General features: G+C 65.7%; 11 protein-coding genes. 9 read left to right on the top strand and 2 right to left on the bottom strand.

Annotated features, from left to right (window positions below; all coding sequences use genetic code 11):
* Positions 1–702: 702 nt before the first annotated feature.
* The 6 genes from smc (at position 703) to M9H71_RS04910 (ending at position 9,094) form a co-directional block, all read left to right on the top strand.
* A complete protein-coding gene (gene smc / locus M9H71_RS04885) occupies positions 703–4,167 on the top strand; it encodes a chromosome segregation protein SMC (RefSeq protein WP_455403965.1) in 3,465 nt (1,154 codons plus the stop codon).
* Positions 4,168–4,449: 282 nt separating this feature from the next.
* Positions 4,450–5,418, top strand: a complete 969-nt coding sequence (locus tag M9H71_RS04890; protein WP_455403966.1) for a small ribosomal subunit Rsm22 family protein — start codon at positions 4,450–4,452, stop codon at positions 5,416–5,418.
* A gap of 114 nt (positions 5,419–5,532) precedes the next feature.
* Positions 5,533–6,084 (top strand): LemA family protein, encoded by a 552-nt coding sequence (locus M9H71_RS04895; protein ID WP_455403967.1) that lies wholly within the window; start codon positions 5,533–5,535, stop codon positions 6,082–6,084.
* Positions 6,085–6,250: 166 nt separating this feature from the next.
* A complete protein-coding gene (locus M9H71_RS04900; protein ID WP_455403968.1) occupies positions 6,251–7,417 on the top strand; it encodes a M48 family metallopeptidase in 1,167 nt (388 codons plus the stop codon).
* Positions 7,418–7,596: 179 nt separating this feature from the next.
* Entirely contained in the window at positions 7,597–8,370 is a 774-nt protein-coding gene (locus M9H71_RS04905) for a P-loop NTPase family protein (RefSeq protein ID WP_011160028.1), read from the top strand.
* Between the two features lie 58 nt (positions 8,371–8,428).
* On the top strand, positions 8,429–9,094 hold the full coding sequence (locus M9H71_RS04910) for a hypothetical protein (RefSeq protein ID WP_455404199.1): 666 nt from the start codon (positions 8,429–8,431) through the stop codon (positions 9,092–9,094).
* A 347-nt stretch (positions 9,095–9,441) separates the two neighbouring features.
* Here the strand turns inward: M9H71_RS04910 and M9H71_RS04915 are convergent, their stop codons facing one another.
* Positions 9,442–10,104 carry a TetR/AcrR family transcriptional regulator gene (locus M9H71_RS04915; RefSeq protein WP_455403969.1) on the bottom strand — a complete coding sequence of 221 codons (663 nt, stop codon included), beginning with the start codon at positions 10,102–10,104 and terminating at the stop codon, positions 9,442–9,444.
* 145 nt (positions 10,105–10,249) lie between these two features.
* Between M9H71_RS04915 and M9H71_RS04920 the strand changes: the two genes are divergently transcribed.
* Genes M9H71_RS04920 through M9H71_RS04930 form a run of 3 tightly spaced genes read left to right on the top strand, consistent with a single transcriptional unit; the run spans position 10,250 to position 13,733 of the window.
* Entirely contained in the window at positions 10,250–12,235 is a 1,986-nt protein-coding gene (locus M9H71_RS04920; protein WP_455403970.1) for an FUSC family protein, read from the top strand.
* Complete coding sequence (locus M9H71_RS04925; RefSeq protein WP_455403971.1) at positions 12,232–12,435, top strand: DUF1656 domain-containing protein; 204 nt, start codon at positions 12,232–12,234, stop codon at positions 12,433–12,435. The genes M9H71_RS04920 and M9H71_RS04925 overlap by 4 nt, the downstream gene beginning before the upstream one ends.
* A gap of 17 nt (positions 12,436–12,452) precedes the next feature.
* Complete coding sequence (locus M9H71_RS04930) at positions 12,453–13,733, top strand: efflux RND transporter periplasmic adaptor subunit (RefSeq protein WP_455403972.1); 1,281 nt, start codon at positions 12,453–12,455, stop codon at positions 13,731–13,733.
* 6 nt (positions 13,734–13,739) lie between these two features.
* Here the strand turns inward: M9H71_RS04930 and M9H71_RS04935 are convergent, their stop codons facing one another.
* A complete protein-coding gene (locus tag M9H71_RS04935) occupies positions 13,740–14,285 on the bottom strand; it encodes an adenine phosphoribosyltransferase (protein ID WP_455403973.1) in 546 nt (181 codons plus the stop codon).
* Between the last annotated feature and the right edge of the window lie 87 nt (positions 14,286–14,372).

Below are 14,372 nucleotides of genomic sequence, written 5' to 3' on the forward strand. Positions count from 1 at the left end.
CGCCCCCCACTCCCCACCAACGACTTGACCGGCGGGGAAAGTGTCGGTCATGTCTCCGAACACGTGTCGACTATGTCTCCGGGCTGAACAACAAGCCGGGCGATGACCGCGGGAGGTGAGGCATACCAAAAGCCGGAGCCTCATCCTTGCAATTTTCACGCGAGTATTGAACGCGACGCTATCGAGATGCTGATCGCCTCCTCCCCAGGGGAGTAAGTGGCATCCATGGCAAAGCTGACTCAGAACGCCGCCAATGAGCAGATCGTCATTCCGGGGCGCGCGTAGCGCAAGCCCGGAATCCATATCCCCTGCGCTACTGATCGACCTAACTTACGTCCCGCTGATCATCGCAACCGAGACCTCACGGCGTATGGATTCCGGATTGCGCGCAAAAGCGCGCAATCCGGAATGACGAACGTTGCGTCAGCAAGTCCTTTCAGAGAATGGGCAATACCTGGTTGCGACCGACACAGTCGGCGGCGTTCCGAAATCCCCAGATTTATCGCGCATTTCCTGCGAATCCCGCCGTGGAAAAGCCCGCTGGCGTGGTTGCTCATGCCTTAATCGGCCGCCATTGTCGCCGGCTAACGCCGCCAATGGCTGCGAGCGAGTTGCGACCGGGCGGGACAACCTATGGTATTGTCCTGCTTGAGAGATTCGCTACAGCCGCGGGAACCTGCGGCCCATAGAGCATCGGACCAGATGAAACTCACGCGTCTCCGCCTCCACGGCTTCAAGTCGTTTGTCGAGCCCACCGACTTCATGATCGAGCCGGGTCTGACCGGCGTGGTCGGGCCGAACGGCTGCGGCAAGTCCAATCTGGTGGAAGCGCTGCGCTGGGCGATGGGCGAGACCTCGCACAAATCGCTGCGCGCGACCGACATGGACGCGGTGATCTTCGCCGGCTCCGGCAACCGCCCGGCGCGCAACCACGCCGAAGTGGTGATGTCGATCGACAATTCCGATCGCACCGCGCCGGCGGCGCTGAACGATGCCGACACCCTGGACATCTCGCGCCGGATCGAACGCGAGGCCGGCTCGCAGTATCGCATCAACGGCCGCGAAGTGCGCGCCCGCGACGTGCAACTGCTGTTCGCCGACGCCGCCACCGGCGCGCGCTCGCCGGCGCTGGTCCACCAGGGCAAGATCGGTGAAATCATCCAGGCCAAGCCCGAGCAGCGCCGCCGCGTGCTGGAGGACGCCGCGGGCGTCGCCGGCCTGCACGCCCGCCGCCATGAAGCGGAGCTGCGGCTGAAGGCGGCCGAAACCAACCTCACCCGCGTCGAGGACGTGATCGGTCAGCTCTCGACCCAGGTCGACGGCCTGAAGAAACAGGCGCGCCAGGCGATCCGGTTCCGCGAGGTCGCCGCCAAGGTCCGCAAGACCGAGGCGATGCTGTACCACCTGCGCTGGTGCGACGCGCAGGCCGAGGTCGGCGCGGCCGCCGAGGTGCACGATCTCGGCGTGCGCCAGCTCGCCGAATGCACCCGCGTGCAGGCCGAAGCTTCCCGCATCCAGGCCGACCGCGCCTCCACGTTGCCCGGCCTGCGCGAGGCCGAAGCCCGCGCCGCCGCCGGCCTGCAGCGGCTGATCAACGCCCGCGAGCAGCTCGACCGCGAAGAGGTCCGCGCCAAGGAGCGCGTGGTCGAACTGGAGCGGCGGCTGGCGCAGTTTTCTTCCGACGTCGAGCGCGAGCAGCGGCTGGCGATCGACGCCGACGCCGCGCTGGAACGGCTCGACACCGAAGACGTCGAGCTGCGCGAGGAGATCCTGGAGCGGGTCGAGAAACGCAGCGGCGTCGACGAGCGCGTCGCCGAGGCCGATGCCTCGCTGAGCGAGGCCGAGCAGCTGTTCGCCGAACTCACCACCCAGCTCGCCGAGCTGACCGCGCGGCGCAACCAGTTCGAGCAGAGCGTCCGCACCCATCGCGACCGGCTGGCGCGGCTCGACACCGAGATCAAGAACGTCGAGAGCGAGATCGACCGGCTTGCCGCCGAAACCTCCGGTGCCGGCGACCTCACTGAACTCGCCGAAGCGGTCGAGATCGCCCAGGAGCTGCTCGCCGAGCAGGAAGCCGCGGTGCAGGCCGCGGAAGCCGCTCAGATCGCCGCGCGGCAGACGCTGGACGGCTCGCGCGCCCCGCTGGTCGACGCCGAAAAGAAGGTGCAGCGGCTCGAGACCGAAGCCAAGACGATCAGCAAGATTCTCAACGGCGAAACCAAGAATCTGTGGCCGCCGATCATCGACGGCATCACCGTCGCCAAGGGCTATGAAAAAGCGATCGGCGCCGTGCTCGGCGACGATCTCGACGCGCCGGTCGATCCCTCGGCGCCGATGCGCTGGACCGATGTCGGCGTGCAGCCGGAAGACCCGGCGCTGCCCGAAGGCGTCGAGGCGCTGGCCCAGCACGTCACCGCGCCGCCGGAGCTGGCGCGCCGCCTCGCCCAGATCGGCGTCGTCACCAAGGAACGCGGCAATGAGCTGTGCGAACAGCTCAAGACCGGCCAGCGGCTGGTGTCGCTCGACGGCGACGTCTGGCGCTGGGACGGCTTTGTCGCCTCGGCGCACGCGCCGACCGGCGCCGCCCGCCGGCTCGCCGAACGGGCGCGGCTGATCGACATCGAGAACGAGCTGGAGCAGGCCCGGATCGAGGCCACCGCCAAGCGCCAGGCGCTGGAAACCGCCGAAGCCGATTTGAAGTTGGCGGCCGCCGCCGAGACCGCCTCTCGCGAGAGCCTGCGCGGCGCCCGCCGCGAAGTCGACGCCGCGCGCGAGCGCTTCTCCGCCGCCGAGCGCGAGGTCAACCGCCACGCCGCACGCAAATCGGCGCTGGCCGAAGCGCAGTCGCGCCTCGCCACCGACCGCGCCGAAGCCGAAGCCGCACTGGAGAACGCCGAAGCGCAGATCGCCGAGCTGGAGCCGAACACCGAGGCCGAGAGCCGCCTCGCCGCGGTGCGCGGCGACATCGACGGCCGCCGCCGCATCGCCGCGCAGATCCGCGCCGAAGCCCAGGCGCTGGCGCGCGAAGCCGAGCTCGCCGACAAGCGGCTGCAGGCGATCGCCGCCGAGCGGATGGACTGGCAGAAGCGCAAGGCCGGCGCGGCGTCGCAGATCGCCACCGTCGAAGAGCGCGTCGCCGAACTCACCGCCGAACGCGCCGAACTCGACAACGCACCGGAAGTGTTCGCCGAGAAGCGCAGCGCGGTGATCACCGAGATCGAATTCGCCGAGGCCGATCGCCGCGCCGCCGCCGACGCGCTGGCCGCCGCCGAACAGGCGATGAGCGAGACCGACCGCCTGGCGAAAGCCTCGCTCGAACAGCTCTCCAGCGCCCGCGAAGCCTGCGCCCGCGCCGAGGAGCGGATGGAAGCCGCGCGCCGCCGGCTCGAAGATGTCGAGCGCGAGATCCGCGACATGCTCGAGGTCGAGCCGCAGGCTGCGGCCCAGCTCGCCGAAATCGTCGAGGGCACCGAACTGCCCCCGCTCGCCGAGATCGAAGAGAGCCTGGAAAAACTGCGCCGCGACCGCGAGCGGCTCGGCGCCGTCAACCTGCGCGCCGAAGAAGAGCTCAACGAGGTCGAGACCCAGCACGGCTCGCTGGCGGCCGAGCGCGACGATCTGGTCGAGGCGATCAAGAAGCTGCGCACCGGCATCCAGAGCCTGAACAAGGAAGCGCGCGAGCGGCTGCTGGCCTCGTTCGACGTCGTCAACGGCCACTTCAAGCGGCTATTCACCACGCTGTTCGGCGGCGGCGAGGCCGAATTGAAGCTGATCGAAAGCGACGACCCGCTTGAAGCCGGCCTCGACATCATCGCCAAGCCGCCGGGCAAGAAACCGCAGTCGCTGTCGCTGCTGTCGGGCGGCGAGCAGGCGCTGACCGCGATGGCGCTGATCTTCGCGGTGTTCTTGACCAATCCGTCGCCGATCTGCGTGCTGGACGAAGTCGACGCGCCGCTCGACGACCACAACGTCGAACGGTTCTGCGACCTGCTCACCGACATGGCGAAGACCACGGAAACGCGGTTCATCACCATCACCCACAACCCGATCACCATGGCCCGCATGAACCGCCTGTTCGGCGTGACCATGGCCGAACGCGGCGTCTCCCAGCTCGTCTCGGTCGACCTCCAGGGCGCGGTGGATATTCTGGATCAGAACGTGGCGTGAGCGCTGGGCGGACAACACGCGCGCTGAGACCGAGCTTTCTTGTTATCGCGCGATGCGCTGCTAGCCCCCTCCTCCCCCTTGCGGGGAGGGTCGGCCGAGCGAAGCGGAGGCCGGGGTGGGGGTACCCCGGGCACTGAGTGTGGGGCTCTCCCCCACCCGACCGGCCTTACGGCAAAGCCGATGCAGAGCATCGGCGTCTGTTTTGAAGACGGCGGCCGAGGGCCGCCTATGCACCCTCCCCACAAGGGGGAGGGGAAACTCGGCTCGCTGCGCGGCTTTGCCATGATCCCCCCATCCCTCCCCGCCGAACTCAAAGCCGTGCTGGAGCACAAGCTGCATGGGCTCGCGCGCGGAGACGCGGCGGCGCGGGCGGAGCGGATTTCGCTCACCTATCGCGGCGGCGGCACCTCGGCGCCGATCACCAGCGAAGCCGATGCGCTGGCCTATGCGGGCGCGCGGATGCCGGCGACCTACGCGGCGGTGATCGCCTGCCTCAACGCGATGGCCGCGATCCGCCCCGGCTTCGCGCCGGCGACGCTGCTCGACGTCGGTGCCGGCCCCGGCACCGCGAGCTGGGCCGCGGCTCAAGCATTCGAGACGCTGCAAAGCTTCACCCTGCTCGACGCCAATCCGGCGCTGCGCAAGCTGGCGCTGCACCTTGCCGAAGCGACGCGTTTGCCCGCGATCGACTACCGGCTCGGCGACGCCGGCAAGGCGCTGGCCGATGCGCCGGAGGCGGCGCTGGTGATCGCCAGCTACGTCATCAACGAACTCAGCGACGCCGCGCGCGCCTCGTTCGCCGACATGCTGTGGCGCAAGACCACCGATACGCTGCTGGTGGTCGAGCCCGGCACGCCCGCCGGGTATCGGCGCATCCTCGACCTGCGCGACCGGCTGATCGCCCAAGGCGCCCGCGTGATCGCGCCATGCCCGCACGATGCCGCCTGCCCGGTGACCGCGCCGGACTGGTGCCACTTCGTGCAGCGGCTGCCGCGCTCGAAGCTGCATCTGCAGCTTAAATCCGCCGACGTGCCGTTCGAAGACGAGAAGTTCAGCTACGTGGCGCTGACACGGACCGCATTGCCGGAGCGGCCGGCACGAGTGCTGAGCCAGCCCGAACAGACCAAAGCGGCGATCACCGCCAAACTCTGCACGCCGGCCGGCAAGCTCGAGCTCGCAGTCGCCGCGCGCCGCGACAAGCCGGCCTATGCGCGGTTTCGGCGGCTGGGCTGGGGCGACACGATCGATTGAACATTCGCGCCTGCAGCAACGACCAACAGACGCCGCGCGGGGTGCGCGGCTTTGGCTGCGTGCGTGCAAGTCGGCGCGCCGGCACAGGGTCTTGGTTGGATGGGAGCCGCCAGTATGTGGATTTTTCTCGGCATCGTCGCCGCGGTCGCGCTGTATGCGCTCGTGACCTACAACCGCCTGGTGGCGCTGCGGCAGCGCGTCGGGCAGGCGTTCGCCGATATCGACGTGCAGCTCAAGCAGCGGCACGATCTGGTGCCGAACCTGGTCGAGACCGTGAAGGGCTACGCGACGCACGAGCGCTCGACGCTGGAGGACGTCGTCAAGGCGCGCAATGCCGCGATCTCGGCGCAGGGGCCGGGCCAGATGGCCGCGGCCGAAAACGCGCTCACCGCCTCGCTCGGCCGGCTGATCGCGCTCGGCGAGGCGTATCCGGATCTGAAGGCCAACGCCAATTTCCAGCAGCTCCAGAGCGAGCTGGCCGACATCGAGAACAAGATCGCGGCGAGCCGCCGATTCTTCAACAACGCCGTGCAGGAATACAACACCGGCATCCAGCAGATGCCCGCCGCGCTGTTCGCCGCCCCGCTCGGCTTCACCCATAAGGATTACTTCGACCTCGGCGAAACCCGCACCCAGGTCGAGCAGGTGCCGCAGGTGAAGTTCTAGTTCGAACGCCTCTCGCTCCCCTCCCCCTTGCGGGGAGGGGTCGGGGGTGGGGGGCCACGAGCACAGTACTCGTGTCCATCCCCACCCGACCGGCCTTACGGCCGGCCGCCCTCCCCGCAAGGGGGAGGGAGGTTCAGGCCGGCGCTGCGAGGATTGGACACCCATCATGGCCGCCTACGGTCTCTACACCCACATCGCCGCCAACAAGACCCGATCGGTGCTGCTGCTGATCGGGCTGTTCTTGCTGGTGTATGTGCTGGTCTATGCCGGCGCGCTGATCGCCGAGGTGATGATCGACGGCGGTCGCGCGGTGCCGGACTATCTGCGCGCGGCGGGTGCCGATCTGATCAAGGCGGCGCCGTTCGCCACGATCGGCGCGGCGCTGTGGATCGTGATCGCCTATTTCTTCCACCAGAAGCTGATCGACGCCGTCACGGGCGGCCATGCGGTGACGCGGGCCGAACAACCGCGGCTGTACAATCTGCTCGAGAACCTGTGCATCTCGCGCGGCATTCCGATGCCGAAGCTGAAGATCATGGACAGCGAAGCGCTGAACGCCTTCGCCAGCGGGCTCAATCCGAGGCAATACGCCATCACGGTAACGACCGGGCTGGTCGAGCGGCTCGATGATGCCGAGATCGAGGCGGTGCTCGGCCACGAGCTGACCCACATCAAGAACGGCGACGTGCAGATGATGGTGATCGCGGTGATCATCGCCGGCGTGGTCGGGTTCTTCGGCGAGCTGATGTTCCGGCTGTTCTTCCAGGGCGGAATCCGGATCGGCGGCGGCTCGTCGTCCTCTTCCTCCTCGTCGTCGGGCGACCGCAAGAGCGGCGGCGGCGCCATCGTCGTGGTGATCCTGGCGATCGTGCTGATCCTGCTGGCCTGGCTGCTGTCGCAGGTGGTGAAGCTGGCGCTGTCGCGGTCGCGCGAATATCTCGCCGACGCCGGCTCGGTTGAACTGACCAAGAACCCCGACGCGATGATCTCGGCGCTGCGCAAGATCGAGAACCGCGGCGAACTGCCGGGCGCGACCTCGGCGGTAATGGAAATGTGCCTGGACAATCCGCGCTCGGGCTTTGCCGATCTGTTCGCCACCCATCCGTCCGTGGAGTCGCGGGTCGACGCGCTGGTGAAGTTCGCCGGCGGGCATTATCTGCCGCCGCTGCCGGCGCCCGCAACCGAGTCCAACGGAGCCGAAGGTGCGGCAACGGACGGCAATGACGACGCCGATACCGTGCCTGCCGAACCGCACCACGGCCCGTGGGGCGATACACCACCACCGGCGCCGCGCGGCGGATTCCTGCGCGGGCCGTGGGGCCGGCGGAGCTGATCGGACGCCGCGCACGCGCTATCGCTTCGCATCTGAATGATTTTGTTGAGATTGCCGGGTGTCACCGCCCGCCCGATTGAATTATCCCTTGTTTCTGCCATGTTCTCGCCCAAAGCAGAGGTCTGCACCTTGGCCCTTCGGCCGCGGTGGGGGATCGAACCGGCCCGAAAAGGAATCTCATGGCGAAGCCAGCAGTGATCGTCGTCGGCGCAGACAAGGGCGGCGTCGGCAAAACCACGGTGTCGCGCACCCTGCTCGACTATTTCAGCGCCAACAACGTCCCGACCCGCGCCTTCGACACCGAGTCGCCGCGCGGCACGCTGAAGCGCTTCCATCCCGACATCACCGAGATCGTCGACATGACGTCGACGGCCGACCAGATGAAGATCTTCGACACGCTGAACTCGGCGGTGCCGTCGGTCACCGTGATCGACGTCCGCGCCGGCCTGTTGTCGCCCGCGCTGGCTTCGCTCCGCGACATCGGCTTCCTCGACGCGGCGCGCTCCGGCCAGATCACCTTCGCGGTGTTCCACATCCTCGGTCCGTCGATCGCCTCATTGGACGAAATCGCCGAGACCGCCAACTTCATGATCGGCGCGAAGTACTTCCTGACGAAGAACTTCATCAACAATACCAGCTTCTTCGAGTGGGACCAGGCGACCTACAACTCGTACTTCCACCGCATCAAGGACGCCACCGAGCTGACGATCCCGAAGCTCAACGAAATGGCCTATGAGCAGGTCGAAGTGTCGTCGGTGCCGTTTTTGAAGTTCGTCGCCAACAAGGGCGTCAGCGGCGAGCCGGCCAACTACTCGTTCGTGCTGCGCGGCTATGTCCGGCACTGGCTCGCCAATGTCTGGAGCGAGTTCGACCGGATCAAGCTGACCGACATCGTCGGCAAGGACAAGAACGGCCGCGGCACCCCGGTGACCGACGAGCCGGGCGAGAAATAGCTCGCATCGCTGCAAAATCAGGCTATATCGGACGGCATTCCCCGTCCGATACAGCATGATGTCGCGCACCCCGATTTACATCGTCTGTTCGCCGCGGCCGTTCGTCGGCAAGACCATGATCGCCCGCGTGCTCACCGAATATCTGCTGCTGCAGCGCGGCGCGGTGCTGGCGTTCGACATCAACGTCAAAGAACCGTCGCTGCTCGACTATCTGCCGCGCGTCACCGAGACCGCGCAGGTCGACGACACCTTCGGCAAGATGGCGCTGATGGACCGGCTGATCCTCCACGACGACCTCGCCAAGGTGGTCGACCTCGGCTTCCACGCCTTCGACGAGTTCTTCGACACCTTTGCAGAGATCGGCTTCATCAAGGAAGCGGCGCGGCGGCGGGTAGCGCCGGTGGTGCTGTTCCTCGCCGACACCGACCGTAACTCGGCGCGCGCCTACGACCGCCTGCAGGACATCGTGCCACCGCGGCAACTCATCACCATCGACAACGAGCACATCCTGCTCGGCGAACTGCCGGCGGTGTACGCCCACGGCCGCGTGATGCGAATCCGCGGGCTGCCGCCATTCCTGAAAACCTACATCGACCGCGTCAGCTTCTCGTTCACCGGCTACCTGCGCGCCGAGCCCGACGCCTCCACCGAACTCAACCAGTGGATCCGCGCCAACTACACGACCTTCCGCGCGCTGGAGCTGGAGCTGACGCAAGGGCGGTAGCGCTGCTATCGCACCGCGGACAGTGTTGCAGCTAGAGCGCTCATCCGCGATCTCGCCTTGCAGGCGGCGGGCTCCCTCGCTCGGCCGCGACCTCTCACCGAATGCCGTGGCTCGCTCGTCCGCAGTGCCTGGCCCCTCACCCGGATTGCTGCGCAATCCGACCTCTCCCCGCAAAAGGGTGGGGAGAGGTTGGGCAGTGCCAGATGAGCGATCTCAATCAGGAGACGACAAGCCAGCGGGTAGTCCCTGCAAGCCAGGAGCAGTCCTCGGCCTGCTCTGATCCGACAAGGTCCTTTCCGAATTTCCGATTGCCGAGCCTGCGCTCACATCTGCGCGCTCCGATGCCGCTACGTTGCTTCGCGCTTTCGGGCACCGTTGAGAAACAACTCAATCGTCTTCTGGAGGTCCCGGCGGTGCTTTGGGGAAAGTCCGGCATTCTCGACCGACAGGACAGCCTTTCGCAACGGTCCTCGGATTGCCACAGTGAGAAAGAAATCGGCCGCGAACCCGATGTCGTCGAGGGCAAGTTCGCCGCGTTCAACGCCCGCTCGCAGACAATCCTCGATCGCCCGCGCGCCGTGTACCGTCCCGAGCCCCTTATGGATGCGCGCAAGTTCGGGAAACCTCACCGTCTCGGTTGAGATGATCCGATCGAATGCGATGACCTCCGGCTTCAGTGCCGTGCCGAGCATGGAGAGGGCAATCGCGTGCAGGCGCTCCCGGACGGCTGCGCTGTCATTCCCCTCACCGAGCTCCGGAATTTCCGCCCCGCGTCCGATCCACCGCCGAGCGACCTCCGCGAACAACGCGGCCTTGCTCTCGAAACGACCGTAGAACGTCGTTTTCGAAACTCCGGCCGACGCGGTGACACCGTCGACGCTCGTGGCCGCATAGCCGTACTCGAGGAACGAGGCCGCCGCCGCGTCGAGAATGCGCTCGAGCGACTCGTCCTCAGTTCCCTTGGGTGGTCGCCCACGGCGTGGCGGCGCTTTCTGGTCTTTGTTCTTCATCGTCCTGCCCCGGCTATTTGGCGGGCATCGGCCGCGCCGTCAAAACTACCCTTGAAAAGATACGGCATCGTATCATATACGGCTTATCAGCGGCCTCAAGTGTCCGGCGAGCGTGCGCGCGCCCTTCACACAGGAGTTCCCCTCGATGCTCGTCACGATGTCGCCTGCCAAGCCGTTCCGTATCGCAGGATTTGCGTTGCGTGACTGGGGATTCGCCCTGCGCATCTGGGCAGCGATGATGATCTCTCTCTACATCGCATTCTGGCTGCAGCTAGAGGGCGCCGCATCCGCCGCGACCTGCGTCGGAATCCTCGCCTTGCCAACCCGAGGGCATGCACTGGAGAAGGCGTTCTGGCGGCTGTTCGGAACGGCCGTAGGGGTGGTCGTGTCGATTGCGATCACGGGTGCGTTCAACGAGATCAGGGAACTGATGTTCCTGTCCTACGCGATTTGGCTCGGCATCTGCACCTATATCGCCAGTCACTTCGAAGGAAACCGGGCCTACGGAGCGGTTCTCAGCGGCTACACGGTTGCGATCGTCGCCATCGCACAGATCGACGCTCCCGATAAGGTGTTCATGGCCGGCATGAACCGCGGCGCGGCCATCTTCGTCGCGATCGTCGTCGTGACGGTGATCAACGACATCCTGGCCGCGCCGGATCTGTCGACGCTGGTTGGCGAGAAACTGGCGCGCGCGCGGATGCAGGTAACGGAATTCGCCGCGACCACCATCACGAAGGGGACGACGACGGCCTCGGACGTGGGCAACCTTCTTCAAACCGTGACAGCCATCCGAACCGACATCGACGCGGTCGCCGCCGAAGGACTCTCAGGCGGGCGTCGGGCAGCAGCTGCTGCTGCCGCTGTCTCCGCACTGGTTCAGCAAACGAACATGGCTCGCGCGGTGGCGGTAGCCATCGATGATCTCGGCAACATCGGAGCCGAGCAGCGGGAGAAACTCGTCGCCTCGATGAAGGGTAGCGACCACCAGGCGGCAACGGAGCTGCGCAACAAGCTGAGATCGGTCGAGCGTGCGCCCGACAGTCCCACGGGCCATCTGCTTGCAGCCAGCGGCGTCACGCTCCTGCTGGAGTGTGAGCGGCAAGGCGCACTGACGATCAGCGACCTTCGGAGCGGCCGGGGACGGAGAGAATCTTCGGACCTGCCGATCTTCCGCTGCCGAGCGTCGGCTCTTCGCAACGCCTTGAGAGTCTTTTGCGTCGTTCTCGTTGTCGGAGCATTGCTATCCTTGACGAACTGGCCCGCGGTTTCCGCAGTGCTGATCCCTGCGACCGCATTGGCGGCCATGTCCAGCAGCACGCCTGATCCCCTGGGCTTCGTGAAGGGCGCCTGTATCATGGCTGTCCTTGCCGCCGTGCTCGTTGGCATCACGAAGTTCGTACTTCTCAGCGGGGCCGACGCATTCCCCCTTCTGGCTATCAGTATGGCGCCATTGGTGATGGCCGGTGCGCTGTTGTTGACGATCCCCAAGCCGTCGGCCTTCCTGTTGGGCTTTCTGACCGTCGCCCTCTCGCCGGGCCTGATGAATCCCCAAAATCCTGAGGACTATAGCGCCCTGGGATTTCTGGTGAACACCATGCTGACCCTCGGCGGATTTTTCATTCTGCTGCCCGCGCTTTCGTTGCTGCTTCCGACGACCGATCGTCATCGTCGGCGCTGGCTCCTGGAGTCTGCGGAAACAGATTGCCGAGATGCCTTCGCCGGCCGCGGAAAGTCCGACAACTCCCCGGAGATGTCGTTTAGGGACGCTAGCCGGATCGCGCAGTTCGGCCGGCTCAAATTGCCGGACCCCGCCAGACGGGAAGCCGACATGGGCAAACTGTGCCGTCTTGCGGACCTATCCTATGCGGCCAGACGGTGCAGAGCACTGATCGCGCAGATCGGGCAACGCCCTCATGACGAACTCCCTATTGATGTGCGACGCGCGATCGGTCGCCTCGACGCGACCGCGCTGCGCCTAGCCGGAGATCATTTCATACGCGGACGTCCGGACGATCGAAGTCGCGATCACTCCGGCGTTCTCAGACTGGGCCTCGCTCTTGTCTGGCTGGCGGGTCTCATCGAACGCAGCCCCGGAGAAACCGCGAAGCTGAGGGATGCTCTGTCATGACTCGCACCTTCCAGGAACTCGTCATCGACGACGTGATGATCGCACCCTTCGTGTCCTACCTTGTGGTCGCGCTGATCGTGTTTCTGCTGATCAGGCCGCTCGCACGCCGGGTAGGCTTCGAACTCGTATTCAGCCATCCGCCCGTCGCGGAATGCAGTCTTTTCATCATCATTCTCGCATCCCTGATCGCGTTCTTCTGAGAGCCTGGAAACATCCCATGATCGATCGGCCTTCACCAAAATCCGCATCGCCCCGCCGCGACGACGAACAGCGCAACGAAGGCGCCGCGCGCAAGACAGAGCAGCCAGCCGTGAGCGATGCCTCACCGCCCCCGGCCGCAGCGTCCTACAAAAACGATGATGTTCTGGACATCGACACCGAGGCCGACCCGGCCGGATCCGGCAAAATCAGGCGAGCGGCGCAGTTGACGGCAACGCTGGCGGTCTTCGGAGTCGCCATCGTCGCCGCGCTCCTGATTTGGAACTACTACGTGACGTCGCCATGGACTCGCAACGGCCGCATCCGCGTTCAGGTCGCCAGCATCGCTCCACAAGTTTCCGGGCAGATCATCGAGGTGCGAGTAGTGGACAATCAATTCGTCAGGAAAGGCGACGTCCTCTATGTGATCGACCCCTTCGACTACAAAGCGGCGCTCAATGCCGCGAAGGCGCAGGAGAAGATCAGAGCCGCAGACCTTCAGGTCAAGAAAGTCCAGGCGGAACGTCGGCAATCGCTTTCCGATCTTGCCGCATCCGTGGAGAACAAGCAGATCTACGTGGGTAATGCGGAGCAGGCGCAGGCATCGTTCGAGGCCGCACAGGTACAGGTCGCCCAGGCGGACGTGAACCTTCAACGCACCGAAGTAAAAAGCCCCGTCAACGGTTACGTTACCAACCTGCTGCTACGCGTCGGCGACTACGCGACGGCGGGCAAGCCCCAACTTTCGATCATCGACTCGGACAGCTACTGGATCGATGGCTATTTCGAAGAAACCAAAATGTCCCGGATATGCGTCGGCGACCGGGTGGAGGCTCGCCTGATGGGCTACCACAATCCGATCATCGGACGCGTCGATACGATCACGCGCGGAATCAGCACGACCAATGCGACACCGGGCACGCAAGGCCTTCCCGGGGTCGACCCGGTCTACACCTGGGTAAGGCTTGCGCAGCGTGTTCCGGTCAGGATCAAGATTACCGAGCTTCCCCCGGAGATTCCCCTGATCGCCGGGATGACGGCGACCGTCACCGTGCGATCCACCGACGACAAGGGCATCAAGGAAGCTTCGCTCTTCAGCCTCTCGCATCGTCTCTACGAAGTCTTCGGCGGTCATACGCCGCGGGCGGGCTGCATATCGAGCGCGATGTCGAAGACGCAGCTCAAGGCCTCCCCGAGTGCTTCAATCGAGGGTTCGGTCCCCGCCCGACCACAGGATTCCGAGCAGCTATTTCCCGGTCTAACGCCAGGCATGACGTCCGCTCCCCGATCAAGGCTGTAGAAATAGTCAATGCCCTTCGAACGCGATCAGGGTGCGGACCGGGACGCCCATGGCGCGGATCTTGTCGGCGCCGCCGAGCTCGGGCAGGTCGATGACGAAGCAGGCGGCGACGACTTCGGCGCCGATCTGGCGCAGCAGCTTGATGGCGCCCTCGGCGGTGCCGCCGGTGGCGATCAGGTCGTCGACCAGCACCACTCGCTCGCCCGGGGCGATGGCGTCGACGTGGATCTCGATCTTGTCGGTACCGTATTCCAGCGCGTACTCCATCGACACGCAGGTATGCGGCAGCTTGCCCTTCTTGCGGATCGGCACGAAGCCGCTCGACACCTGATGGGCGATCGCGCCGCCGATGATGAAGCCGCGCGCCTCGATGCCCGCCACCTTGTCGATCTTCGAACCCGCCCAAGGCTGCACCAGCTCGTCGATGGCGCGGCGGAACGCGCGCGGTTCGCCGAGCAGCGTGGTGATGTCGCGGAAAATGATGCCGGGCTTGGGATAGTCCGGAATGGCCCGGACACTGGCCTTCAAATCTTGGGCGAACTCGGGGGTCATCGGCGCGGGTCTTTCGTTACGGATGGCGCAATTCGTCATTGGCGGGCGGGCGGCGCAATCGGGCAATTCGGCTGAGTTACCGCCGGG

It is taken from the genome of Rhodopseudomonas parapalustris (assembly GCF_053772255.1).

Excerpts from the sequence above, each read along its gene's own strand:
- smc (WP_455403965.1), top strand. The coding sequence starts at position 703 with ATGAAACTCACGCGTCTCCGCCTCCACGGCTTCAAGTCGTTTGTCGAG.
- M9H71_RS04890 (WP_455403966.1), top strand. The coding sequence starts at position 4,450 with ATGATCCCCCCATCCCTCCCCGCCGAACTCAAAGCCGTGCTGGAGCAC.
- M9H71_RS04895 (WP_455403967.1), top strand. The coding sequence starts at position 5,533 with ATGTGGATTTTTCTCGGCATCGTCGCCGCGGTCGCGCTGTATGCGCTC.
- M9H71_RS04900 (WP_455403968.1), top strand. The coding sequence starts at position 6,251 with ATGGCCGCCTACGGTCTCTACACCCACATCGCCGCCAACAAGACCCGA.
- M9H71_RS04905 (WP_011160028.1), top strand. The coding sequence starts at position 7,597 with ATGGCGAAGCCAGCAGTGATCGTCGTCGGCGCAGACAAGGGCGGCGTC.
- M9H71_RS04910 (WP_455404199.1), top strand. The coding sequence starts at position 8,429 with ATGTCGCGCACCCCGATTTACATCGTCTGTTCGCCGCGGCCGTTCGTC.
- M9H71_RS04915 (WP_455403969.1), bottom strand. The coding sequence starts at position 10,104 with ATGAAGAACAAAGACCAGAAAGCGCCGCCACGCCGTGGGCGACCACCC.
- M9H71_RS04920 (WP_455403970.1), top strand. The coding sequence starts at position 10,250 with ATGCTCGTCACGATGTCGCCTGCCAAGCCGTTCCGTATCGCAGGATTT.
- M9H71_RS04925 (WP_455403971.1), top strand. The coding sequence starts at position 12,232 with ATGACTCGCACCTTCCAGGAACTCGTCATCGACGACGTGATGATCGCA.
- M9H71_RS04930 (WP_455403972.1), top strand. The coding sequence starts at position 12,453 with ATGATCGATCGGCCTTCACCAAAATCCGCATCGCCCCGCCGCGACGAC.
- M9H71_RS04935 (WP_455403973.1), bottom strand. The coding sequence starts at position 14,285 with ATGACCCCCGAGTTCGCCCAAGATTTGAAGGCCAGTGTCCGGGCCATT.